At 43.9% G+C, this 25,658-nt stretch carries 22 protein-coding genes, 1 rRNA gene, 1 pseudogene and 3 riboswitches; of the genes and pseudogenes, 13 read left to right on the plus strand and 11 right to left on the minus strand.

The genetic code is table 11. The features are described from left to right. From NCCP2222_RS11780 to NCCP2222_RS11815, 8 genes are all read right to left on the minus strand, one after another. Nucleotides 1–65, minus strand: a 16S ribosomal RNA gene (locus tag NCCP2222_RS11780); the annotation flags it as partial. A 647-nt stretch (nt 66–712) separates the two neighbouring features. Next, complete coding sequence (locus tag NCCP2222_RS11785) at nt 713–2,047, minus strand: NCS2 family permease (protein ID WP_248512560.1); 1,335 nt, start codon at nt 2,045–2,047, stop codon at nt 713–715. A gap of 87 nt (nt 2,048–2,134) precedes the next feature. Beyond that, a riboswitch (purine riboswitch) is annotated at nt 2,135–2,236 on the minus strand. After that, nucleotides 2,232–3,776, minus strand: coding sequence for a glutamine-hydrolyzing GMP synthase (gene guaA / locus NCCP2222_RS11790; protein ID WP_248512561.1), 1,545 nt, complete (start codon nt 3,774–3,776; stop codon nt 2,232–2,234). It overlaps the preceding riboswitch by 5 nt. Before the next feature lie 106 nt (nt 3,777–3,882). Further along, nucleotides 3,883–3,984: riboswitch (purine riboswitch) on the minus strand. 33 nt (nt 3,985–4,017) lie between these two features. Continuing rightward, nucleotides 4,018–6,207: a DUF4129 domain-containing transglutaminase family protein gene (locus tag NCCP2222_RS11795; protein WP_248512562.1), complete on the minus strand. Its 2,190-nt coding sequence runs from the start codon at nt 6,205–6,207 to the stop codon at nt 4,018–4,020. Beyond that, a complete protein-coding gene (locus tag NCCP2222_RS11800) occupies nt 6,207–7,415 on the minus strand; it encodes a DUF58 domain-containing protein (RefSeq protein ID WP_248512563.1) in 1,209 nt (402 codons plus the stop codon). Before NCCP2222_RS11800 ends, NCCP2222_RS11795 begins: the two co-directional genes overlap by 1 nt. After that, a complete protein-coding gene (locus NCCP2222_RS11805) occupies nt 7,412–8,362 on the minus strand; it encodes an AAA family ATPase (protein ID WP_248512564.1) in 951 nt (316 codons plus the stop codon). Before NCCP2222_RS11805 ends, NCCP2222_RS11800 begins: the two co-directional genes overlap by 4 nt. A gap of 566 nt (nt 8,363–8,928) precedes the next feature. Next, nucleotides 8,929–9,753: an ammonia-dependent NAD(+) synthetase gene (gene nadE / locus NCCP2222_RS11810; RefSeq protein ID WP_248512565.1), complete on the minus strand. Its 825-nt coding sequence runs from the start codon at nt 9,751–9,753 to the stop codon at nt 8,929–8,931. A 12-nt stretch (nt 9,754–9,765) separates the two neighbouring features. Beyond that, the gene (locus tag NCCP2222_RS11815) at nt 9,766–11,235 is read right to left on the minus strand and encodes a nicotinate phosphoribosyltransferase (protein ID WP_248512566.1); all 1,470 of its coding nucleotides are present in this window, start codon (nt 11,233–11,235) and stop codon (nt 9,766–9,768) included. Nucleotides 11,236–11,533: 298 nt separating this feature from the next. Between NCCP2222_RS11815 and NCCP2222_RS11820 the strand changes: the two are divergent. Together NCCP2222_RS11820 and NCCP2222_RS11825 are read left to right on the plus strand one after the other, a co-directional pair. Then, nucleotides 11,534–12,166, plus strand: a pseudogene (locus tag NCCP2222_RS11820) (ABC transporter ATP-binding protein); the annotation flags it as partial. Next, nucleotides 12,163–12,915 (plus strand): ABC transporter permease, encoded by a 753-nt coding sequence (locus NCCP2222_RS11825; protein ID WP_248512568.1) that lies wholly within the window; start codon nt 12,163–12,165, stop codon nt 12,913–12,915. The pseudogene NCCP2222_RS11820 and the gene NCCP2222_RS11825, both read left to right, overlap by 4 nt. A gap of 150 nt (nt 12,916–13,065) precedes the next feature. Here the strand turns inward: NCCP2222_RS11825 and NCCP2222_RS11830 are convergent, their stop codons facing one another. Both NCCP2222_RS11830 and NCCP2222_RS11835 read right to left on the minus strand, forming a co-directional pair. Next, a complete protein-coding gene (locus NCCP2222_RS11830; RefSeq protein WP_248512569.1) occupies nt 13,066–13,380 on the minus strand; it encodes a DMT family transporter in 315 nt (104 codons plus the stop codon). Continuing rightward, nucleotides 13,380–13,724 carry a DMT family transporter gene (locus tag NCCP2222_RS11835; RefSeq protein WP_248512570.1) on the minus strand — a complete coding sequence of 115 codons (345 nt, stop codon included), beginning with the start codon at nt 13,722–13,724 and terminating at the stop codon, nt 13,380–13,382. The genes NCCP2222_RS11830 and NCCP2222_RS11835 overlap by 1 nt, the downstream gene beginning before the upstream one ends. Before the next feature lie 167 nt (nt 13,725–13,891). Continuing rightward, nucleotides 13,892–13,998, plus strand: a riboswitch (SAM riboswitch). 80 nt (nt 13,999–14,078) lie between these two features. Here NCCP2222_RS11835 and NCCP2222_RS11840 point away from each other — a divergent pair. The 9 genes from NCCP2222_RS11840 to NCCP2222_RS11880 all read left to right on the plus strand — a co-directional run bounded on the left by NCCP2222_RS11840 (nt 14,079) and on the right by NCCP2222_RS11880 (nt 23,386). Beyond that, entirely contained in the window at nt 14,079–15,212 is a 1,134-nt protein-coding gene (locus tag NCCP2222_RS11840) for a methionine biosynthesis PLP-dependent protein (RefSeq protein ID WP_248512571.1), read from the plus strand. A gap of 67 nt (nt 15,213–15,279) precedes the next feature. Beyond that, a complete protein-coding gene (locus NCCP2222_RS11845) occupies nt 15,280–16,041 on the plus strand; it encodes a cyclase family protein (protein WP_248512572.1) in 762 nt (253 codons plus the stop codon). 318 nt (nt 16,042–16,359) lie between these two features. After that, nucleotides 16,360–17,346 (plus strand): ABC transporter ATP-binding protein, encoded by a 987-nt coding sequence (locus NCCP2222_RS11850; RefSeq protein ID WP_248512573.1) that lies wholly within the window; start codon nt 16,360–16,362, stop codon nt 17,344–17,346. Next, the gene (locus NCCP2222_RS11855; protein ID WP_248512574.1) at nt 17,343–18,380 is read left to right on the plus strand and encodes an ABC transporter ATP-binding protein; all 1,038 of its coding nucleotides are present in this window, start codon (nt 17,343–17,345) and stop codon (nt 18,378–18,380) included. Before NCCP2222_RS11850 ends, NCCP2222_RS11855 begins: the two co-directional genes overlap by 4 nt. Before the next feature lie 136 nt (nt 18,381–18,516). Then, nucleotides 18,517–20,340 carry a peptide-binding protein gene (locus NCCP2222_RS11860; protein ID WP_309295962.1) on the plus strand — a complete coding sequence of 608 codons (1,824 nt, stop codon included), beginning with the start codon at nt 18,517–18,519 and terminating at the stop codon, nt 20,338–20,340. 67 nt (nt 20,341–20,407) lie between these two features. Next, on the plus strand, nt 20,408–21,373 hold the full coding sequence (locus NCCP2222_RS11865; RefSeq protein WP_248512575.1) for an ABC transporter permease: 966 nt from the start codon (nt 20,408–20,410) through the stop codon (nt 21,371–21,373). An 11-nt stretch (nt 21,374–21,384) separates the two neighbouring features. Continuing rightward, nucleotides 21,385–22,302 (plus strand): oligopeptide ABC transporter permease, encoded by a 918-nt coding sequence (gene opp4C / locus NCCP2222_RS11870; RefSeq protein ID WP_375709183.1) that lies wholly within the window; start codon nt 21,385–21,387, stop codon nt 22,300–22,302. Between the two features lie 409 nt (nt 22,303–22,711). After that, nucleotides 22,712–23,008, plus strand: a complete 297-nt coding sequence (locus tag NCCP2222_RS11875) for a KGG domain-containing protein (RefSeq protein WP_248512576.1) — start codon at nt 22,712–22,714, stop codon at nt 23,006–23,008. Nucleotides 23,009–23,197: 189 nt separating this feature from the next. Continuing rightward, on the plus strand, nt 23,198–23,386 hold the full coding sequence (locus tag NCCP2222_RS11880; protein ID WP_248512577.1) for a hypothetical protein: 189 nt from the start codon (nt 23,198–23,200) through the stop codon (nt 23,384–23,386). Between the two features lie 48 nt (nt 23,387–23,434). On the opposite strand, the gene NCCP2222_RS11885 is transcribed toward NCCP2222_RS11880, so the two are convergent. Beyond that, nucleotides 23,435–23,578 carry a hypothetical protein gene (locus NCCP2222_RS11885; protein ID WP_248512578.1) on the minus strand — a complete coding sequence of 48 codons (144 nt, stop codon included), beginning with the start codon at nt 23,576–23,578 and terminating at the stop codon, nt 23,435–23,437. Nucleotides 23,579–24,342: 764 nt separating this feature from the next. Here NCCP2222_RS11885 and NCCP2222_RS11890 point away from each other — a divergent pair. Then, nucleotides 24,343–25,137, plus strand: coding sequence for a squalene/phytoene synthase family protein (locus tag NCCP2222_RS11890; protein ID WP_375709186.1), 795 nt, complete (start codon nt 24,343–24,345; stop codon nt 25,135–25,137). Nucleotides 25,138–25,249: 112 nt separating this feature from the next. Beyond that, entirely contained in the window at nt 25,250–25,552 is a 303-nt protein-coding gene (locus NCCP2222_RS11895; protein WP_248512580.1) for a translation initiation factor 2, read from the plus strand. Nucleotides 25,553–25,658: the final 106 nt, after the last annotated feature.

The raw sequence follows: 25,658 nt of genomic DNA on the forward strand, positions 1-25,658 counted from the left end.
TCGACTTGCATGTATTAGGCACGCCGCCAGCGTTCGTCCTGAGCCAGGATCAAACTCTCCATAAAAGAGAAATTCGTATAGCTCGAGTTTCTTGCTAGCATCATTTAAGATGTCAATTTCGAATCCGAAGATTCATGTTTGTCTTCTTCCCGACAGGGTCGGGTTCCGACTTTATTGTTGACGTTTTGCTGTTCAGTTTTCAAGGTTCATTTGCTGTCGGTTGCTGTTGTTTCTTGTTGCTGTTCCCGACTGCTTTATTACTATACCAAATTGTTTTCACATCGTCAACACTTTAAACATCTTTTTTAAATTTATTTTTAAAATCTTGATGAAAAGCGGCTATTTACTAGTATAAACAGCTGAAATCTGCTTAGAAAGCAGCAATTAACATTCCAACACTTAAACTAAGTTCAATCATTTAAGTAATTCGGATTCCCTTTTCAGATCGATATGCTGTTTTTTCTAAAACGAGCAACTCACTTTCCCAAATGCTCTTTCTAAGTGACAGCTTACCATCCTCAACTCAATATGTTCTCACTAGAGTCTTGAACTTACCCGTTAGGGCCCAAACTAGTAGTTGAAATGAACGCACAGTAATAATTAATTCAAACCCTTTGCTATTCGGTTGTTTTACGCACCTTTTTTGCCCATCCATTCTGAATTCTAAAACGGCTGCCCAATTGAATCCAGGCAGCCGTTTGGTGGTTTTCTTCTATTTAATAAAGATAAAATACAAGATGAACAGTACCGCAAGTCCATACATGATTGGATGAATTTCTTTTCGTCGCCCACTTAGCAACATGGTAATCGGATAAAAAACAAATCCAATTGCGATACCCGTCGCAATACTATACGTCAAAGGCATGGCAACGATGGTGAAAAATGCAGGAACCGCAATTTCAAACTTGGTCCACTCAATATTCCCTAGTGTCGATACCATTAACACACCAACGATAATTAATGCTGGGGCTGTTACTTCAGGTGTAATGACGAACAAGAGCGGCGAGAAGAAAAGTGATAGTAAGAACAGGATCCCAATTATAATAGAAGAAAATCCTGTTTTCGCTCCTGCTGCTACACCAGCTGTAGATTCAATGTAAGAAGTTGTTGTGGAGGTTCCGAAAATAGCACCCGTCACTGTTGCCAATGAATCAGCAAGTAATGCTCTGCCAGCACGAGGGAGTTTATCATTTTTCATTAAACCTGCTTGATTCGCTACTGCTACTAATGTGCCCGCAGTATCGAAAAAGTCGACAAACAGGAATGTTATGACCACAACTAAAAACTGAGTCGTCATTAATGAAGAAGGATCTTCAAAAATAGTATGGAAAGCCGCACCGAAAGTTGGACTGACACTAGGTACTTTGGAGACGATTTGATGAGGTACCTCTATGAGGTTAACTGCCATTCCCACTAAAGTAGTAGCAATCATTCCATAAAAAATCGCGCCTTTGATTTTACGTACCATCATGATAACAGTAATAACCAATCCGAATATAGCCAGCAGTGTAGGGCCAGACGATAGCTTTCCTAATGTCACTAAAGTATTTGGATCGCCGACTATAATTTTTGCATTCTGCATTCCTAGAAACGTAATGAACAATCCGATACCGGCTCCAACGGCAAACTTTAATTGGGCTGGTATGGCATTGATAATCAGTTCACGCAAGCCAGAAAGTGATAAGACAATAAAAATTAGACCAGAGAATAATACACCTGTCAAAGCCGTTTGCCATGGAATTCCGTATGTCAGCACAACTGTGAAAGCAAAAAATGCATTTAACCCCATTCCTGGAGCCAAACCGATCGGATATCTTGCAATAAGCCCCATGAATAGTGAACCGACTGCCGCCGCTAATGCTGTTGCGACAAAAACAGCTCCCTTATCCATTCGCATTGCATCCGGCAAATCTGGAACAGCTTCCAATGACAAAGTAATTGGATTGACAGCTAAAATATATGCCATTGCTAAAAACGTTGTAAGACCCCCGACGATTTCACGACGGTAATTCGTACCCAACTTGTCAAACTCAAAATATTTCTTCATCCCATACCCTCCTGATGGTAAAACATAAAAGAGAGCATACGTATTCAATCGTATGCTCTCTCCATTACCCCTCTTGAAAAAGCGGATGCCTTACAAGAGGGATATCGTAGTCGGATCATTTACGGTGTTCCGGTAGAAACTTCTGGGCCCTATCCCCAAATTTATACGATTATGCTATTTAATTTTATTCCCACTCAATTGTGCCTGGTGGTTTTGGTGTAATATCATACACTACGCGGTTTACATGGTCTACTTCCGCTGTAATCCGGTTACTGATTTTTTCAAGTACATCCCAAGGGATTCGTGCCCAATCTGCAGTCATTCCATCTACAGAATGAACAGCACGCAGACCGACAGCATAGTCATAAGAACGTTTTTCGTCTCTTACACCAACGCTGCGGATATCAGGAAGAATCGCAAAGTATTGCCAGATACTCTTATCTAGGCCAGCTTTGGCGATTTCATCGCGCAAAATCCAATCCGCTTCACGAACGATTGCCAACTTGTCCTCTGTTACTTCACCAAGGACACGAACGCCAAGACCTGGGCCAGGGAATGGCTGTCTGCGAACGATATCTTCCGGCAAGCCAAGCTCAGCACCTACAGCACGGACTTCATCTTTGAAAAGTGCTTTCAATGGTTCGATTAATTCAAACTCCAAATCCTCAGGTAGGCCACCGACGTTGTGATGCGATTTGATCACTTCGTTTGTTGCTGTACCGCTTTCGATGATGTCTGCGTAAATTGTGCCTTGAGCAAGGTACTCAATACCGTCTAATTTAGCTGCTTCTTCATCAAAGACATAAATAAATTCGTTTCCGATCGTTTTCCGTTTCACTTCAGGATCTGTTACACCCTTCAGCTTGTCCAAGAAACGTTTGCGAGCATCCACTTTAATAAAGTTCATATTGAATTTATTGCTGAATGTATCCACAACGCTTTCAACTTCACCTTTACGAAGCAAACCGTGGTCAACAAAAATACAAGTCAACTGGTCACCGATCGCGCGGTGAATCAATGTGGCAACAACGGAGGAATCAACCCCTCCACTTAATGCGCAAAGTACTTTTTTATCTCCGACTTGAGAACGGATCTTCTCTACTTCAATGTCAATGAACGCTTTCATTGTCCAATCTTTTTTCGCTCCACAGATTGAAACGAATTGACTAAGCATGTCACGGCCGTTTTCAGTCTGCTCTACTTCTGGATGGAACATGAAGCCATAAATGCGCTTCTCATCGTTAGCAATCGCAGCAATTTCAATTTCCTTGCCAGAAGCAATTGTTTTGAAGCCAGCAGGTGATTGAGTAACCATCGTGCCTTGGCTTGCAAATACTGTTTGCTCTCCAGCTAATCCGGAAAAGATGGAAGAGGATTGATCAACCGTTACCACTTCGGATTCGTTATTATTTTTAGAACCAAGTGAACCACCGAATTCCTTAGCAATCAATTGCATACCATATGAAATTCCAAGGATCGGAATATCTAAAGAGAAAATTTCAGGATCAATCGACAAAGCATTTGCATCTTCAACTGACTTGTCGCCGCCTGAAAGAATAATGCCGACAGCATTCATTTTCTTGATGTCCTCTGCAGTGACAGTGTGCGGATACAATTCACTATAAACACCCAACTCACGAATTGTGCGTGTAATTAGTTGGTTGTAGGAGCTACCGTAATCAAGTACCACGATTTTTTCTTGTTCGACTAATAAAGGAGCTGTTGACAATTGATCCACCTCTTCCAAAGTATTGTACGATGCTAAATAATTGAAAAGACGCGTTAGAAAGATTCTTTCTACGCGTCTCTACAACTACAAAAAGCAGGAATAGCAAAATAACCATTCCCACCTTCATAGACAAGCCGTTTAAGGTGGCTTGGTAGAGACGTCCGAACCGTATTATCAGACTTATATGAGGGCTGCATCGTTTTGTTCTTTTGTCATATCATACTCTCACGCATATCAAAAATCAACCGGCTGACCTAATGATTAAATCTTCCCATATTTCCTGCAAAACGGGCCAGTTATGCGTTTCGATATGTCCGCCATATACACCCTGTTCATAGACAGCAGTTAAATCCCTCATCCGTCTGCCGCCAAAATGACGATCGACTTTCAATGCATATTCAGAGAGTGTCATGCCGCCTGAACGTTTAATGCCAAAACGATCTAATTGACGCAAAAGACTCTTATATTGTTTATCGAATGTTTCCCAATCACCGCTCGTCTTCTGATGCATGCGAATGAGCAACTTAGGCATCCATTTATGGCGAATGAAGTAGATTCTCCATGTAATGCCTGTTAAGACAAGAACTACGAACACCAATGTCCACACATTCGACTTTACCCATGCGAACGCCTTTTGAAAACCTGTTGGTCCACCCGAATTATTTTCAGGTTTCGCAGCTGGAGTTTGCTTTTCTTTCTCTTCCCTCTCTTTTTCCTGCATTTCTGGTGATTGAGGATCGTCCAGACTCGTTTCGATATCATAATCTATACCAGCCATGTTCGTAAACCCGATAGTCGGTTCAAACGGCATCCACCCGATGCCTGGCAGATATGCTTCCACCCAGGAATGAGCCTCATTGTTTGTGACTTCGTAAATTCTTTCTCGCTTGTCATTCAGTTTTGATTCACCTGGTGCAAACCCTTTTACCCAACGCGCAGGGATATCCACCGAACGCAGCAGTACAACCATTGATGAGGAAAAATTGTCGCAGTACCCGCGTTTCGTATCAAACAAGAATTGATCGACATAATCCTCACCCTCACGAGGGACTGGAACATTTTGCTGGTCATACGTAAACCCATTATTCCGGAAATATCTTTCAATTGCTTTCGCTTTATCATAAACGCTTTCTTCATTTTCCGTAATGGAGTTGGCCAACTCTCTTACCCGATCAGGAACCTGCTCCGGCAGCTGTAAGTACGGTGAAAAGTCAATGCTTGCATCATAATCATCCATCGATGTCGCCCGCAAAGCTTTCATACTATATTTTGGCTCAACAAACTCAATTTCATACGAATCAAGTTCCAGCTCCGAGCCATTCTTGGTCGCCCAAATCTGTTCCGAATCAAACCGTCGATTCAAAACGATGTCTGGTCTCGTATTTATTTTCGCAGCACCATACGGATAAGCAACATAAGGCAAGCTCTCGATGATCTGCAAACTTGCGCTAACCTGTTCAGATTCATTGCCATCTAAAGACGTTTGATCTTCTGCTATTGGGTCGCCAGGGGAAAAGCTCTGTTTCTCGCTTTCTGCAGGATGCTTTTCCCAGCCCTTTGAAGTATACGTGCTCTTCGTTTCAATTTTCCAATATTGCTTACTTGGCACCTTGGCTTCAAAAACAACCGTATGGTCAGGTGTGAAAGGCCCTCCCAATACGGAATCGTCAGGATCATATCCACTCGTAGCCGTCATAGTGCCTAGCCCTTGACCGCCTTGAACTACGGACTTAAAGAATGGCACGGGATCCGGCCAAGCGGGATCCTTCTCAGGAATAATGCTCGCAAAAGCGGAACTGGCAACGACTACGAATAATAAGGGAAGTGAGATTGCCGCATAAACGCCTGTTTTCAATGGCCTATGGTGTTTTTCAGAGAGCCGTAAAATATATAGAAGACCGACCAGCAGCAAACCACTCACCATGATTCGAAAAATAGCATTTTCAGCAGAGTACGGGCTAAACGTGTCAATAAAGGCAATAAAGACAACCGTCATTACATAGAACAACAGAATGCTTCTACGGACTTCAATCCAGTGGCGTATCAAATAGGTCGTCATCCATAACAGAACGAAAAAGAGAATGGTTCGAAACGGGTTTGTAATACCCTCCCAATCACCAGTTTCAAGTATGGATAAATTACTCATAATATCGGTCATGAGCAAAGACAGCGAATCTCTCGTAAAGAATATGAGATTCAAAAAGACAAAGTGAACAGCCCAGAAAATGTATAGTATTTTAACAGGTAAGGTAATCCACCATTTGAAACTGAGTAAAGATGTAAGGAAAGACAGACCGATGAAAACCATGAAGAGACCTAGATAATTCGTGTCCGTTAATGCCATTACCGGCAGAAGCCATTCGCGCAATAAAACGAATGCCAGCGAATATAGGATGATTAGCAATTTCCTGTCCATTTTCGTTTCTTTCATCAGGATGCCACCTCCCGAAATGCTTCTGCAAACTCTGTTTTCCCAAGAACGTGCACCGTAATTCCCTTCGTCCGTAAATATTGGATTCGTTCCAGTTGTATGTCTGTCAGCGGTTGTTGGCGGTCAACCACCGCAAAGCAGATAACAGCTTGGACATTTCGCAAGGTCGTTACAATCGGCTGAATAAATGACCAATCTGGTTCACTTGAAATGAGAATAACACTACCCCCACTCGCCATCGTCATACTAAAATCGATGGCTTCGGGCAGAACATCCACATCGGGCTTCAGTTTTGCTAAATGGACGAGGGTATTGCGGAGGTGTTCAGCAGATTGAAGTAACGGGAAATGATGTACTTTCTCTCCAACTGAGAGAAAACTGACATTGGCCTGTTTCGAAGTAGCTTCTTTCAATATGGAAGCCGCCAATTCAATTTCTTCTTCAAAGAGTTTTGATTTTCTGCCATCCAGGATTATCGTCAACTCTTCAGATTGGCGATCCTCAAATTCTTTGGTCATCAATGTTTGCGTCCTCGCAAACGATTTCCAATGAATCCATGTGACACGGTCTCCTGATTGATAATCACGAACACCTGTAGCCATGGTCGTATCTTTAACGAGCGAAAAAGGAGACGCCAGCGTTCCACGATCATATTGTGCTTTGATCGGCACATAATGAATTTCTTTCATTTTCGGGAAAACCAATACAGCGTCTTTCATATCAATGATTCTGGATTTACGGATCCATCCAAAAAAATCAGAGACCTCAATTTCAATTCCACTTAAAACATGTTCCCCCCGGGGCATGTCTTCTAATACATAAGACCACTCTACTTTTTTACGGAAACCAAAAAGGAATAGCCTCTTCCCTTTTTCCCCCATTAGCTTGGCAATCGCTGGATCCTCCCATTTTTCCGATGCAACTGTATAGAGCAGCGGAAATGGGAGATGACGCTCGATTTCAAGTCGAACCTCCAGCTTCCCACCTCTTTCTAGCGTCCGGGCGGTCAGCTTTCGCCCCGCTTTCATATCACGCAGTGGATAGAAGAACAGCAGACAGGAATAGAGGACGAAAGGCAACAAAATATAAAAAATGCTCCAACTCACTTTCCCGCCTTGAAACATGGCAAATATATAGGTGATGGCAAGCAGAAGGAGGACGAAAACAAACCGGCCAGATTCTGAAAGGAAACGAAGACGCTGCTTCATCTCACCCGGATCCTTTCAATCGGCACATTCACTTTCGTCAAAATACGATCCATAATTTCCTCTGTTGTTATCCCTTCATACTTTGCTTCAGGTTTTAAAATAATTCGATGGCCAAAAGCGAACGGTGCTAAATATTTCACATCATCCGGTGTAACATAATCCCGTCCTCGCATAAGGGCAAACGCCTGGCAAGCTTTCATTAAAGCTAACGATCCCCTTGGACTGACGCCTAAATAGACATAAGGATTTGTCCGTGTCTCCGCAGCGCAATCGACAATGTACTTCTTAATCGTATCGTCCACATTCACATTGGACACACCCTGTTGCAGTTCCCTAAGCTCTTCCAGTGTAATGACCGGCTCCAATTGTTCAATCGGCACTGCCTTCTCAGCACGTTGCAGCATCTCCACCTCAGCAAGCCGCTCTGGATACCCCATTTTGAGTTTGAATAAGAATCGGTCCAGCTGGGCTTCCGGAAGAGAATACGTCCCCTCATATTCGATCGGGTTCTGTGTCGCCATGACGAAGAAAGGCTGCGGAATTCGAAGCGTTTCCCCATCGACCGTGACAGAAGATTCCTCCATACTTTCAAGCAAAGCAGACTGCGTTTTCGGGGAGGTCCGGTTAATTTCATCAGCCAATACAATGTTGCCGACAATTGGCCCCGGCCTGAACTCAAACTCCATATCCCGCGGGTTGTATATCGAAACGCCTAGCACATCCGAAGGCAATAGATCCGGTGTAAACTGAATCCGCTTAAAGGAAGCGCCTATCGATTTCGCCAACGATTTGACCATCATCGTCTTGCCGACACCCGGCACATCCTCCAGCAAGACATGGCCGCCTGCAAGCAGTGCCGTCAAGCTCAGCTCAGCGATGTTCCGTTTACCGATCATCACTTTATCAATATTCGCTAATACCTTGTCGATCGTCTGTGCATGAGTCATAATGAATCCTCCATTTTAGCTGATACAAACAACTATAGTTATCTTACTAACAAGCAAGCCAGTTAGCCTACTTCCACAAAAAACCATATCACTGTCCGAAAATTAACAAAATGTAACTTAATAATACATCACATCCAATTTCCCTACAACCTTTTCACCACTGGTGACGATGTTGCCAATAACCTGGCAGCAGGAGAATTCCCCCTCCAAAGTGACCTTTGTGCAAAAGAGTAGAGTAAGAATAATGCCGTATATTTGTTCGGTTATTCGATCTCTCTCAAATAAACAGGATCTCATGCAAGGGAGTTGAGAAATCTTCTGGACTTACGAGCACTCTCTCAATGAATTCAAATACTCTTCCACTATGTGAGGACTGCCACAGTAAATTTATGCACTTCAGTAGATATACGAAACAAATCCGCCAAAGACTCCAGCTTTATGCACTACATGAATAAATCGGACAGTCAGAAGGTGCAAAAGAAAGTGGTTACTATTTACATTCTACCCAATATCCTCGTCTCACATAAAAAAAGCACCCCAATTAATACCTTTTGGGGTGCTTCTTTTCACTTCCAGAAGTCATCGAATACTGTGATGGGCATATGCCTTTTATGGGCCGAGCGCAAGTAGAGTTTTTCAATTTGCTCTTGCGACTTTACGGAGACTTCTTTTCCTTCGAGATAGTCGTCGATCTCTCCGTAGCTGACGCCTAATGCGACCTCATCCGGGAGCGCCGGACGATTTTCTTCCAAATCGGCTGTCGGGACTTTGTTGTATAGATGCTCTGGACAATTTAATGCTTTCAAAATCTCACGGCCTTGGCGCTTGTTCAAGCGGAAAATTGGCATTAAATCGGCTCCGCCATCTCCAAATTTAGTATAGAATCCGGTTAATGCTTCAGCGGCTTGATCCGTGCCAAGGACGATGCAGCTATGGGCCGCAGCGATTGAGTATTGGACTTTCATCCGTTCCCGAGCCTTTTCGTTCCCTTTTGTATAATCAGAAATGATGACACCTGCTTTGGCGAGAGACTTCTCACTCGCATCGACAGCATTTTTAATATCTACCGTGTAAATGGTGGAAGGCTGGATGTAATCAAGGGCATCTTGACAGTCATCCTCATCAAATTGTGTACCATAAGGCAGTCGGACCGCGATGAATTTGAAATGGTCGGTGTTTTGCTCTTCGTTTAATTCATCGACGGCCATCTGGGCCAGTTTTCCTACAAGGGTGGAATCCTGTCCTCCTGAAATGCCGAGTACAAAGCCATTCAGAAATGTATTTTTCTCAATGTATTCCTTCATGAAGTCGATCGATTTGCGTATTTCAGCCTGTGGGTCAATCGACGGCTGCACTTTTAATGCTTCAATAATCTGTTGTTGAAGTGACATATCTGTTCCTCCTCACCGTAATGAATAGGCATCCACTTTCTCCCGCACTTCGCGGATATTGCGCATTTTATTATCCCAGCACTTCTGGCTTAGATCGACTGGGTATTCTTCTGGATTGAGGGAGCGTTTGTATTCCTCCCATAATAGATCCAAATTGGCATGTGCATACTTTTGCATTTCCTGCAAAGTAGGGTTCGTGTAGATGACGTTCCCTTTCTCCATTACTTTCGCATGGAGATTCACCGCTTTAAAGTTCGTCACAAACTTCGAAATGAAGGTATGGACTGGGTGGAACATTTTAATCCGTTCCTCTGATGCCGGCTCTTCATCATACATCGTAATGTAATCACCTTGCGCTTTGCCGTTTTCCTTGTCGATAATCCGGTACAGTTTCTTGAGCCCAGGCGTGGTGACTTTTTCTGCATTGGAAGAAATTTTAATTGTATCTTCCATTTCGCCTTGCTCATTTTCAATGGATACCATTTTATAAACAGCACCGAGAGCAGGCTGGTCGTAGGCTGTAATCAGCTTTGTGCCGATTCCCCATACGTCTACTCTTGCCCCTTGCGCTTTCAAGTTCAAGATCGTATATTCATCCAAATCGTTTGAAACCACGACTTTTGCATTCGGGAAGCCGGCTTCATCCAGCATGCGGCGTGCTTCTTTTGATAAAAACGCAATATCCCCGCTATCGAGCCGGATGCCAAGGAAATTGATTTGATCGCCAAGTTCCTTTGCGACTTGAATGGCAGTCGGCACTCCGATTTTCAGGGTATTGTACGTATCCACTAGGAAAATACAATCTTTGTGGCGCTTCGCATACGAGTGAAATGCTTCATATTCACTCTTATACGCTTGCACAAGCGAGTGGGCATGTGTACCCGCGACCGGAATGCCGAAGCGTTTTCCGGCTCTTACGTTACTTGTCGCCTCGACTCCGCCGATGAACGCCGCACGTGCGCCCCATACAGCTGCATCCATCTCATGGGCACGGCGGCTGCCGAATTCCATTACCACTTCGTCTTTGACGACCTGCTTAATACGGCTTGCTTTCGTCGCAATCAACGTCTGGAAATTAACGATATTCAAGATTGCCGTTTCTACGAGCTGCGCTTCCGCAAGTGTCGCTTCAACTCGGACGATCGGTTCGTTTGCAAATACAAGTTCTCCTTCGACCATTGAGTAAACATCACCCGTAAACCGGACGCCCTTCAAATAGTCGAGGAAATCCTCCCGGTACCCGACTTCATCACGCAAATAAGCGATATCGCTCTCGCTGAAATGAAAACCCTTCAAGTAGTCAAGAATCCGTTCCAGTCCTGCAAAAATTGCGTATCCATTGCCGAATGGCAAATGCCTGAAGTAAACCTCAAACACCGCTTTCCTTTCATGTATGCCGTCTGCCCAATAGGACTCGGTCATATTGATCTGATAAAGATCGGTATGTAAAGCCAAACTGTCATCTGCATATTGCGAACTCATGCAATTCCCTTCTTCCACAATCACTATTTGGATTTAGTATACACCATTTACCCGGAAATCGAACGGAATTAACATAAATTGTGGCAGATGCGGGTTGCAGGCCAGTCGTTCGATGTGGTACACCGCCAAAAGTAGGTTTTTCTATTTATCTATGGTAAAGTAGCAAACGAAAATACGATTTATCGAAGGAGGGATTCAAGTGTCATCCCACCAATCCCCTGCACTGCAGTTTAGCAACGTCCATTACACCATAGATGATATCGCTATTTTACATAATGTATCCGGCTGCTTTCCAAAAGGAAAAATCACTGCATTGGTCGGGCCGTCAGGAGCAGGCAAAACAACCTTGCTAAAGCTTTGCAATGGTCTTTTATCACCAACATCCGGTTCCATTTGTGTCAACAGCCAACCAATTGATCAGTTTGAACCACCCCAATTGCGGAGGCATATCGGAATGGTTTTACAAAATTCTCCTATGCTTAAGGGCTCCGTATATGATAACCTTGCACTTCCCTTTCGCCTGAAAGGCGAGCAATTGACAAAAGAGGAAGCAGTCAACCTTCTGGAACAAACAGGACTTCAACGTTCTTTTCTTGAGGCGGATGCCCTTAATTTATCCGGCGGTCAGCGACAAAAGGTTTCAATCGCCAGAACTTTGGGAAACCAGTCTTCCGTTTTATTGCTGGACGAAATCACTTCGTCACTGGACCGCACTTCAGTGCAAGAAATCGAAACATTGATTCTTAGGCTGAATAAAGACAACGGCACCTCCGTCATCTGGATCACCCATAATTTAGAACAAGCCATGAGAGTAAGTGATTACTTATGGGTCATGATGAACGGGCAAGTTGTTGAAACAGGAGATCCCTCACTATTAGACTCGCCTGCCAATGAACAAGTCGCAAAATTTGTGAAGGGGGAACAGTCATGAGTTATTTGACTTTGGCACTCACTCTAGTCTTTGTACTCATTCCTCTTCTGTTATCCAAGTCTCTTGGGTTAGGACTTGAAAAGGACACGGTAATCGCCACCGTTCGATCGATTATCCAGCTTCTAGCTGTAGGCTACGTATTAAATTTTGTCTTTGATTCGGAAAGCTTTCTATTCATCTTCTTGATGGTCGCTTTAATGATCGCAGCAGCGACGCAAAACGCCCGCAAAAAAGGGACTGGAATACGTGGTGTAACATGGAAGCTAACATTGACCTTTGTAAGCATTGAACTGTTAACTCAAAGTATTCTCATCGGCTTTAATATCGTTCCGGCAACAGCCCAATATATCATTTCACTCAGCGGTATGGTTGTCGGCAATTCGATGGTGCTGGCCATCCTGTTCTTGAACCGCTTTTCTGCCGAGGTGGAATCAAACCGGGACATTGGGGAATTGATTCTTTCACTTGGCGGGACTCCTAAGCAGGCAATCCATCAGCAACTGATCACATCCATCAAAGCAAGTATGATTCCAACGATCGAAAGCCAGAAAACGATCGGACTGGTTCAACTTCCAGGAATGATGAGCGGCCAGATCATTGCAGGCGCCGATCCAATCCAAGCGGTGCAATTCCAGCTGCTTGTTCTTTTTCTTCTTCTATCAACAGCTGCTTTGACAAGCGTTCTGCTTGGATTTCTTGTGTACCCAACTCTTTTCAATGAACGCATGCAGCAAATACCATGGAAATAGCCAGCTAACAATCCGGCAATCTCCTGCCGGACAAAAAAGCCCCCTGTCAACGAACATACTATCGACAGGGGAATGGCTCATTTATCATATACATTTCTTCCGCCTACACTTGGGCTTGTTCCTCATTCAAATCAAAATTGCATGTTAAATTCATCCGAACAGTTTCAACCCGACTGCACCACCGATAATCAACATTAAAAACAGCATCCGCTTCCAGCCTGTCGGTTCGTTAAAAAATAAGATCCCCACAGTCACAGCACCAGCCGCTCCAAGACCTGTCCAGACCGCATACGCCGTCCCCATTGGTATTACGCGCATAGCTAATGAAAGGAAGAAAAAGCCGCCCGAAAATACAGCAGCTAACAGGATCAACCGAGGGAGCGTTTTCTTTTGAAGAAATAAATTAATGAAATACACGCCAAAGATTTCACCGAAGCTCGCAATGATCAAGTAGAGCCACGCCATTACCCCACTCCCCCTTCCGATTCTTGAGGTTTCTCATCAGTCGTTGTCATCTTGATACCGATAACTCCTATCAAAATCATTCCAATGAATAATACTTTCACGAAAGAAAAATCGGCATGGAAAAGGATAAAGTCGATCAGGACGATTGCTGCCGCCCCGGAACCTGTAAACACGGCATATACAGTCCCGCTCGGCAATTTCTCGCAAGCTTTTATTATGAAAAAGAAACTGAACAATATGGCCACAATAGTGCCCGTCCATTCCAGCAGTGAATCTGAATACCGAAGGCCGACCACCCAAAATATCTCAACAATTGCTGCAAAGACAACATATAACCAAGCCATCGGAAACTACCTCCTGTCATCCTGGATCATTCGCCAGGCAATGTACTGTTATCTAGTAAACAGAATCGAGCTAATCACCAATTAGTATAACAAAAATACCAGCTTGCAAATGCCACTCTTTCATGCTATCTTTAGATAAACTATTTTTAAACAATTCCATATTTTTATTCTTATCAAGAGAGACGGAGGGATTTGGCCCGACGAAGTCTCAGCAACCAGCCCGATTTTGGTATGGTGCTAATTCCAAGTGACGTGCGCGTCATGAAGATGAGAAGATTGATTTCAACACTTGAATGTTGAGGGCCCTCTTCTTGCAGGGTCCTTTTTTATTTTTCACACAGAGGAGATGCAACGATGAAAAAACGATGTTTAGACACGAAATTTGTTCAGCTAGGGAATCAGAGTGATCCAAGTACAGGTGCCGTCAACCCGCCTATTTACCTGTCCACCGCATATAAGCATGACGGACTCGGTAAATCAACGGGATACGATTATACTCGTACAAAAAATCCAACCCGAACGATTCTAGAAGAAGGGATTGCAGAATTAGAAGGAGGAGATCAAGGCTATGCCTGCAGTTCTGGAATGGCAGCGATTCAACTGGTTCTCTCTTTGTTCCGTTCAGGCGATGAATTGATTGCCCCTGAGGATCTTTATGGTGGTACTTACCGGCTGTTTGACCAATACGAAGATCTTTATGGCATCCGGACATCTTACGCTTCCTTTGAAACGGTAGAAGAAATTGAACAATTGCTTACCGATAAGACCAAAGCGTTGTTTCTTGAGACACCAACAAATCCGCTCATGCAGCAAATTGACGTTGCTGCCTTTGCCGAATTGGCAAAGAAACACGATCTCTATCTCATCGTTGACAATACATTCTTGACACCTTTTTATCAAAGGCCGATTGAGGATGGAGCAGACATTGTCATTCACAGTGCTACAAAATATATAGGCGGACACAACGATGTGCTCGCAGGACTCGTCGTTGCCAAGGGAGAGTCATTATGCGAACAGCTCGGTAAAAATCATAATGCCATCGGCGCGACATTGTCCCCATTTGATTCTTGGCTTGTTGTCCGTGGGTTAAAGACGCTGCACGTACGGATGCGCGCCCATGATGCGAATGCCAAGGAGATTGTCGCCTATTTAGAAAAAGAACCGCTTATTGATAGCGTCTTGTACGCTGGGCAAGGCGGCATGGTATCCTTCCGTCTTCAAAAGAGCGAATGGATCGGTCCCTTCCTAGAAAATCTAAAGCTGATTACGTTTGCTGAAAGTCTTGGCGGAGTCGAAAGCTTCATTACATATCCGACGACACAAACTCATATGGATATCCCGCTGGAGGAGCGCCTGCGCCGTGGGATTGACGACCGGCTTCTGCGGTTTTCAGTTGGCCTGGAGGATGCAGACGATTTAATTGAAGATGTTCAGCAAGCGTTGAAAGCCGCCAGCAGAACGACCGAGCAAGTGTCCACCTTATCGTAAAGCGCCGCCGGAGTTACATGAAATTGCTCATTTACTATAGAAAACACGCGTAGAAAGAGGGATGGAAATGACGATTAAAACTAGTACAGAAATACAAGAGGCTCTGCAGCTCCTGAAATCGAAAGAGTGGATTGATCTTACCCATACGTTCGGCCCGGATTCTCCACACTTTTTCATGTTTGAGGACGCGAAATTTGAGACGCTTTTTAACCATGATGATGGTTTTCTAGCTCAACAATTCACGTTTCCCGGGCAATACGGAACACATATCGATGCACCTATTCACTTTGTCCGTGATACCCGCTATCTAGAAGAACTGCAGTTAAAAGAGTTAGTTCTGCCACTTGTCGTGATCGATAAATCAAAAGAAGCAGCGGAAGATAACGATTTCACACTTGGCGTTCATCATATTCTTGAATTCGAAGAGATTCATGGAACGATCGAAGAAGGAACGTTTGTAGCGCTTCGTACAGATTGGAGTAAACGATGGCCGGATGCAGAGGCCTTCAATAATAAAGACAACGAGGGCAACAATAGGATTCCAGGTTGGGGGCTTGACGCTCTCCAATTCCTCTTCGAGCAGCGCCAAGTGAAAGCAGTCGGACACGAAACGTATGATACGGATTCGTCCGCAGATTTCCGTGCCAAAGGAAAATTGGAAGGAGAGTATTATGTACTCGATCAGGATACGTATCAAATTGAGTTGATGACAAACTTGGATAAGTGCCCTGCCAAAGGAGCCATCATTTTCAATATTGTTCCGAAACCAGAAAAGGCATCTGGCTTCCCAGTTCGCTCTTTTGCAATACTGCCCGAATCTATTAAATAATTGTTTGAAATCTCGGCAAAGGGAACTACTTCCCTTTGCTTTTTTTATTACTTTCTATTATTCCCTCTCCTTTCGCATCAGTCTTAGATGGATGAAAAACTGAATATTTTGTAGAATTTCCCCCCTATAAACCCTTCTACTTTTATCATAACTTGTCGAAACCTGTGCTATCTTGTCTAATAAACTGATTTTTCTTAATTTTATATTGACACTCTCTTCATTAGTCATTAGTATCATAGATAATTGTCAGGACAATCTCCTATACGGGCGGCTCTGGCCGTATAAGGAAGTGTCAACACATTGAAATGGAGTGACCCTATGAGCAATCAACCTGTTTTGGATGTCAGTAACCTGAAGACATATTTTTATTTGGAAAAGGATGTTGTGGCAAAAGCAGTGGATGATATATCTTTTTCCGTCTATCCCGGTGAAACAGTTGCAATCGTTGGTGAGTCCGGCAGCGGAAAGAGCATTACAGCACTTTCTATCATGCAGTTGATTAACAAACCAGGGCAAATCGTCGACGGTTCGATCCGATTGAAGGAACGCAATTTGGCCACCTTAAAATCAAAACAGATGACATCCGTCCGCGGCAATCATATCGGGATGATCTTCCAAGAACCGATGACCGCACTCAATCCTGTTTTCACGATTGGAAGCCAAATGACGGAAACGCTTCGCAAACATAAGAAACTCTCGAAAAAGCAAGCACATGAAAAAGCAATTGAATTACTGCGTATCGTCGGCATCCCAAGACCCGAACAAATCATCCACGAATTCCCTCACCAACTATCGGGCGGCATGCGCCAGCGTGTCATGATTGCTATGGCCATTTCCTGCGAACCAGAGCTGCTGATCGCTGATGAACCGACAACCGCCTTAGATGTAACGATTCAAGCCCAAATACTGGATCTGCTTTTAGAAATGCAAAAAAGGTACAATATGGCGCTTTTACTCATCACGCATGATCTTGGTGTTGTCTATGAATACACAGATCGCGTCATGGTGATGTATGGCGGTCAAATTGTTGAACAAGCCCCGACAAAACAACTTTTGAAACTGACTAAACACCCATATACACAAGGGTTGCTCAGCAGCCTGCCAAGCATCGATCAAGACGTTGAACGGCTTGGCACCATTAAGGGCACTGTTCCACCAGCGTACAACTTTCCGAAAGGATGCCGATTTTCTACCCGTTGCCCTTTTGCCATGGAACGTTGCAAAGAATCAAACCCCGTACTGACTGAACTGGAGAAAGATCATTACGTGCGTTGTTTTCTCTACGATGGGGGTGAAACGTCATGACTCTGAAAACCACCGAGTCCAGTCACTATCAAACATCTGAAGAGAAGAAAGAAGTATTGATTGATGTAAAGAACGTCAAAAAATATTTCCCTATCAAAGGCGGCGTGTTGAAGCGTACAATCGGCCAATTAAAAGCGGTTGATGATGTTTCTTTTACTATTTATAAAGGCGAAACATTAGGGATTGTTGGGGAATCCGGTTCTGGCAAGTCAACATTGGGAAGGTTGTTGATTCGTCTGCTGGACCCGACCGAGGGCAAGATCATGTTCCAGAACGCGGATATCACCCATTTGAAACAGCGGCAGGTACGTCCGTATCGGCAGGATATGCAAATTGTATTTCAAGATCCTTTTGCCTCGCTGAATTCCAAAATGAGTGTCGAGCAGCTGATTGAGGAGCCCCTCATTGTCCAAGGACTTTTGAACAAAAAAGAACGCAAAGCGAGGATTTTGGAAATAATCGAGAAGGTCGGCTTGCGGCCAAGTGACCGGCAAAAGTATCCGCATGAGTTTTCCGGTGGCCAACGACAACGAATCAGCATCGCCCGAGCTTTGGTCTTAAAGCCTAAATTTGTCATTTGTGACGAACCCGTATCCGCGCTCGATGTTTCTATTCAAGCACAAGTACTCAATCTCATGAAAGATCTACAAGATGAGTTTGGCTTGACGTATCTTTTTATCGCACATGATTTGAGCGTTGTTAAACATATTAGCGAACGGGTAGCGGTCATGTATTTGGGACGTCTTGCCGAAATTGCGCCAAAGAACCGGTTATACGAAAATCCGTTGCATCCCTATACGAAAGCGTTGCTGTCATCGATTCCAATTATCGATTTGGATGAAGAGGTTGGCAAAATGAAACGGGAAAAAATTAAATTATCCGGGGATCTTCCAAGCCCCGCCAATCCACCATCGGGGTGTACGTTCCGGACAAGATGTCCTCAGGCACACGATCGATGCGCAATTGACCGGCCTGAGCTGATAGAGATTGAGGAAGACCATTTTGTTGCTTGTCATTTATATGACAGCAACTAAATATACTCTAGGAAGCCTTCGTCCGTCCGCATAACAATAGGGATTTCCTTGTAGGGGGTGATGCAGCGAGTTGAGATGTCTGGCTTTCATACGAACTTCAGTTTTTCATCAAACAAAATATAAAGGGGGATTTCAATTGGTAAAACGAAGTAAACAGTACGTATTCCTTCTTCTTTTGCTATTGGTTTTCGGCATGGTGCTGGCAGCCTGCAATAAGGAAGAAGGCGAAGAGAAACCTGCCGAAGCAGAAAAGCCTACTGAAGAGACAAATACAGAAGAAGAGGCTGGCGCTTCTTCCGGCCCTAAGGAAGGCGGAACAATTACTGGAGCTATGTACTCCGCTCCTACTGGTATGTTTAACCCTATATTTTATCAAGAAGCCTATGAAGCAAATATCCTTAATTTCACACATGAAGGCTTAGTTTCACAAGACGAGAATTTAGAGTTCACTCCGAGTCTTGCAAAGGAATGGAAAGTGAATGATGACCAAACCGAGATTACATTTACATTGGAAGAAGGCGTCAAGTGGCACGATGGAGAAGAATTTACTGCGCATGACGTAGTGTATACGTACAAAGCAATATCCGATCCGGATTATGTCAATGCCGGCGGGGTTCGTACGAACTATGTAACACCACTGTTAGGGTATGACGAGTATGTGTCCGGTGAAACAGATGAGTTCATTGGCGTCGTTGCCGATAGCGACTACCAAGTTACTTTTAAATTCAAAGAACCTAACGTCACACCACTCTACACAGCAAGCTTCTCCATCATTCCTGAACATATCTTCAAGGACATCCCAGTTGCTGAAATCCCTGAAGCCGAAGCATCCTTGCAGCCAGGGAAAGTGATTGGAACAGGTCCTTTCAAATTTACAGATATGGTCGAGCGTGAACAATATGTTCTTGAGAAACATGGTGACTACTGGCAAGGCGCTCCACACTTAGACAAAATTGTGTGGAAAGTGATCGCCCAATCGGTCATGACGGGCCTACTTGAAAAAGGCGAAATTGATTTCATTGCTAGCCCAGGCGGTATTGCCCCGGCTGATTATGAAATGGTCAGCGAGTATGGCAATGTAACAATTATCGAACAGCCGGACTTCGGCTATCAGTTAATGGGCTTTAAACTTAACCACCGCACGACAGAGGATGTTGAATCCGGAGCTATTAATCCAGACAATTGGGTTCCGAATAAAAAATTGTCTAATCAGAAAGTCCGTCAAGCGATCGCTTACTCTGTAAATCGCCCAGGACTTGTAGGGGAAGGTCACGGGCAAGGATTGCTGCATGGCCGCGGCCAGCCAATTAATTCTCCAATTGCGACCCAATTCTGGGTGTACGACGATAATGCAGCCGTTAACTACACGTACGATCCTGAAAAGGCGATGCAGATGCTAGATGAAGAAGGATATGTCGATAAGGATGGAGACGGATTCCGTGAAGATCCGGAAGGAAATAAGTGGGTTCTTAATCTTGACTATCCGACTGGAAATGAATTACGCGAAAGATCAGCTCCATTATTGAAGAATGATCTTGAAAAGGTCGGAATCCAAGTGAACATGCGACAGCCGAAGGAAATGTCTGCGTATGTACCAGATTTGACGAACGACAATACAGACTTCGACCTTTATTTGATCGGCTGGACTCTCGGCAGTACCGACCCGGACCCATCCGGCCTATGGGGCACAAAGGTAGGCTATAACTTCTCCCGCTGGAATAATCCGAAGTCTGAAGAGCTACTGCAGAAAGGCTTAAAAGCGCCTGAAGCATTCGACAAAGATTTCCGCGCAGAAGTTTACAAAGAATGGCAAAAGCTTTACTCTGAAGATTTGCCGGCATTGTTATTATATGCACAAAACGCACTTTGGGCTTACAATGACCGAATTCAAGGAATTAAGCCAATGCCGCATACTATGTATCAGGATGCTCACGAATGGTGGGTTGAGGACGCTAAGTAATTGAAGACACTGTGGGAGTATGCCGGCTGGATGCGGCATACTCTCCCTCTTCATGGGAGGATAAAAAATGTACCAGTATATCATACGTAGAATTTTAGTATTCATCCCCATGCTGCTAGCCCTTTCCATCATCGTATTCGGACTGGCAAAAGCTGCTCCCGGCGATCCGTTCTCAGGCAAGATTCTTGATCCGAATGTTGACCCGATCGTATACGAACAGCAACGCGCAGCACTTGGCCTTGATAAATCGATTCCGGAACAATATTTGACGTGGGTCTCTTCCGTGGCCAAAGGCAATTTCGGGAAATCAATTACGTATAACGGCCGCTCAGTTGAAAGCCTGATTAAAGAGCGCGTTAAAAATACCGTTTACCTAGGATTGTTCTCTCTTGGCATAACCTTGATCGTAGCCATTCCAATCGGCATCTATTCCGCCCGTCATCCTTATTCGATTCTTGACTATGGGGCAACGACTTTCGGTTTCTTCGGTTTGGCAGTACCCAATTTCTTTTTCGGTCTGGTAGCCATCTATTTGCTCTCTATCAATCTTGGCTGGTTTCCCGCACAAGGCACCGTTTCAAGCAACGACTTGTCCGGTTTCGCGGAGTTCAAAGACCGAATTCATCATATGGTCCTCCCTGGCCTAACTTTGGGACTGGCAGGAACCGCCACCTATATGCGGTATATGCGCTCTGAAGTAATGGACGTGCTCGGCAGCGATTATATACGGACCGCAAAAGCAAAAGGAATGAGCGACCGGAACGTTTTGTATAAGCATACGCTCCGGAATGCCATGATTCCAATCATCACGTTAATGGGATTTGAATTCGGGGCTCTCTTGGGCGGCGCTATCATTACCGAACAGGTTTTTAATTTTCCTGGTCTCGGAACACTGTTCATCGGCTCTGTCGTGAATCGTGATTATCCCGTCATTATGGCAATTGCCCTTCTGCTTGGAGTCGCCATACTTGTCGGAAATCTATTAGCAGATATTTTCTACAGCATTGTCGATCCGAGGATCCGCTATGATTGAGGTGAATACTAATGCAATCCATATCTAATAATGAACGTCCCACAGAAGAACTAACGCTTGACATGGACCGGAAACATAGAAGCCCCTTCCAATTATCAATGCGTCGCTTCATGCGGAACAAACTCGCCATTGCGGGACTCGTGGTTCTGACACTTATCGTCTGCGCGTCTGTCTTTGCACCTTTGCTGACAGAATATGACCCAGAGGAAGCAAACTTGTTAATGGTTGAGCAAAAACCGAGCAGTGACCATATTCTAGGAACGGACAGCTCTGGACGAGATAATTTTGCCCGGCTGCTCTACGGTTCCCGCATCTCTTTGACCATAGGATTCAGTGCGATGCTCTTTACCGTATTAATCGGGCTCATTATGGGAGCGGTTAGCGGCTACTACGGCGGAATTATCGACAACATCGTCATGCGCATTACCGATTTGATCCTGGCTCTCCCTTTCATCGTCTTGGCGATGACCATCATGGCACTCCTCGAAAAAGTGACGATTGGGCTCTTCATCGTCATTATTGCAGTGACCGCCTGGCCTTCCCTCGCCCGAATTGTTCGAGGGACATTCCTCTCACTGCGTGAACAAGAATTTGTGTTAGGAGCCAGGGCAATTGGTGCCAGGGATTCACGAATCATTTTCAGGCACTTCATACCGAACGCCATAGGTCCTATCATCGTTAACGCTACATTAATGATGGCTTCCATGATTTTGTTTGAATCAGGCTTAAGCTTCATTGGGATGGGCATACCGCAACCGACACCGACTTGGGGCAACATGATTTCAGAAGCTCAAAACATCCGGGTTCTCCGGTACCATCCTGAAGCATGGATTCCACCTGGACTCAGCATTCTAATCACAGTACTGGCGATCAATTTTATTGGAGATGGATTGCGAGATGCATTCGATCCGAAAAGCGACAGAAGATAAGGAGAGCATCCCAAAAACAATCGATCAGTTTTTCAAAAAATGAAGAGGCCTATTCTGTTTCGTATTAACAGAATAGGCCTCTTTTCCTCTGTTAATTTCCGAATCGGTCCTGGATATTGGGACCACCTTATGAAGTCATCTGTCACAAAAGAAAAATCCCTTGGTTTCACTTGGAAAGAACGGTACTCCAAATATCGTTGATGGAAGATAATTTTAATATCCAACAAAAACACAAAAAAATTCCACATGGACTTCCACACCTTAAAAACATGGTGAAAACAGCTTTTCAAGCAAGCAAGCATTGATTCTTACATCATATTTTTTCTAACACAATGTTTAATATAAAGTACTTCAGGGAACTAAAACAATAGCAACACGATACTACTATTTTCAAAGGAGGACTTTACAAATGGCTAACAACGACAACAACAAAGACAACAAAATGACGGTGGAAGAAGCAGGACGTAAAGGCGGAGAAGCAACTTCCGAGAAACATGGTAGAGACTTCTACGAGGAAATCGGCAAAAAAGGCGGAGAAGCAACAGCCCGCAATCATGATAAGGAATTTTACCAAGAAATCGGTAAAAAAGGTGGAGAAGCCCGTGCCCAACAGCATGATGGCAACACCGAAGACGGCAAAATGAGCTTGGAAGAAGCCGGTGAAAAAGGCGGAGAAGCTCGCGCTAAACAGCGTAAAAACGATTAATAACAGATGTTATGGGAAGCCCCGATTAACGGGGCTTCTTTTTTTTGCAGTTCTCATTCATTTTTTCATGCCCTTTATATATGAATCAAAACCTGTCAATTTATAGTATCAAATTTCGAAAACATGCATTATTTTCCGTACGAATAAATTTTGCTCAACCGTCCATATTAACTTTGGAGGTGAAAACCAATGACAAACAATAATAACAACCGCGAAAATAACCGTAACAACCGCAATCAAAATCAAGATCAAAATCAAAACCGCGACCGTGTTGAGTTTGGTACTGAATTTGACAACAACAACAACAACAACAACAACAACAACAACCGCGAAAACAACCGTAACAACAAAAACAACCGCAATAACCAAAACAAATAATTAAGCGACAAAAACCGCCGGGAAATAATCCAGGCGGTTTTTGTTGTATTACAGGAAGAAAGCCCAGATGGCAGACAACTTCCACTTCTTTTCACTTTTCTGGCGGATTTCAGTTCCACGATGATTACGTGCTCTCTGTTGCAAATCCTCCATATGGCGTAATATAACTTCTCTATCGATATGTTGTTGCATAATATTTTATTCTCCTCTTTGACGGAGAAGGAACTTCAATTATTTTCTGGGCAATGGTATCCCAAAATCCTCGGGTGAAGAATCCCACTCCGTTTTCACATTTGTATTTTTTCGTTTGTTTGACTCATTTGACGTCCATAACTTAATCATTTCATTTTCCTCCTTTTTTTATTCATTCCATTTCGTTGACTTGCGGTTTTCACTAACCGTCTTCTACATATTCCTTGATCGCAAACTTGATATTACATACCTTTTCCATGTTGATGCACTCCTTTAATTTATTTATGTCACACGCTTTTGCGTGGGGACACCCTCATTTTTAGACACAAAAAAGCACACGCCTTTTGCATAAGCGTGTGCTCATAGTAAAAGAACGGCAAATCCTGCCATTCCAAGTGTCAAAATTAATTGATTACCAAGCGGAACGGCACGAATACAATATGGAAATGGTGTTGGAAAAAATAACATTAGTCATGATAATCGTACCTCCCTTTCTTGATTTGGTGGATCTAACTTCTTGAGGATAGCATTTCCAGTTACTCATTGTCAATACTTTTCATATATTTTTTTAAGATAATGAATTCGATCTATTCATTATTCCTTTCCTCTAGACCAAATTAGGATTGCTCCAAATGCAGTTTCTGGATTGGCATGTGTCCACTTAAATAGTGTATGATGGATAGTATGTAAATGTGATTTTTGAACGTGTTTAGTTAAAGGAGGGAGTTTACTTGATTACCGATACAAAATTGCAAAAAGAAGCGATGCGCGTATTGAAACAAACGAGCAGAACCTTTTATATACCGATTAAACTTCTAAACCCGACATTGCGGATGGCAGTTGGATCAGCCTACCTATGCATGCGCGCCATTGATGAAATCGAAGACCATGAACAGCTGGATGCTGGCGTGAAACAGCAGTTGCTTGAGGAAACCGGAGCAATGCTGGCGAATGGATTTGACAAAGAAGCCTACCTTCAACTTCTCTCCCCTTATGCAGAGCTGCTGCCTGAAGTGACGTTGCGTTTGGACGATTGGCTCACAGTCTGCCCTGCAGATTACGTCGATAAAGTTAAAGACTCGACAAGCATCATGGCAGCAGGAATGGCCAAATGGGTCGGAAAAGCATTCTTAGTCCAAACGAAAGAGGACTTGGATGAATATACATATTATGTGGCAGGACTCGTCGGTGTCATGTTGTCGGATATTTGGAAGCAGTATGATGGCACAGAAACCGATCAGGAACTTGCCATTGGATATGGACGCGGCCTACAGGCAGTAAACATCTTACGGAACCAAGAAGAAGATTCGGAACGCGGTGTCCGGTTCTTCCCTGCCGGATGGACAAGAGCAGACATGTTTGCTTACGCGGAAGCCAACTTGCGGATGGCAGATGAATATATTGAATCCATTTCGACAAAAAACATTTTACTCTTCTGCAATATTCCTCTTGCTCTGGCAAAACGAACTTTGCATGCTTTGAAGAGCGGTGAAGACAAGATGAAACGGGATGAAGTCGTGTCGACAGTCGATGAGATATTAAAAGAATATGAGGCATAATTCGGGAATGCAGGCGCTCCAACTGGTGCTTGCATTCTTTTTCGTGTTCCCTAACAATAAACAACATCCACGCATAAAATAATGGAGATGAGATGAAGCGGGGGGTGGAATCGTGAATAAAGACGGGCTGTTTTATCAAGCTGATAACGGATCAACATACGACGAGGTGCTCATAGCGAAACTCGCATTCATCGGAAGTCTGCTTGCAACAATCGGCGATGGGATTACTACTATTTCGGCTGCGATGGCGCTTGAGAATTTAGCGAACAGCAATGCGAAGTCTTCAGGGAACGGGAATTCCTCAGGGAATGACTCTAACCGGGGCAACGACTTGGAAAAGATGCAGCAACAATTGGACGCATTAACTAAAGAAATGGCTCAAATGAAGCGTTCATCCAATCCGAGAAGATGGTAACCGGTAGAGACTCCCAAAAAAAGAACGCTTCGGAACATACTGCTTCCTAGCGTTCATTAAAAGGCGCGATACTTATAAGGCAATCATTTGGAATTCAAGCAGATGA

The sequence above is a fragment of the Sporosarcina sp. NCCP-2222 genome (assembly GCF_023168145.1).
Lineage (GTDB): Bacteria > Bacillota > Bacilli > Bacillales_A > Planococcaceae > Sporosarcina.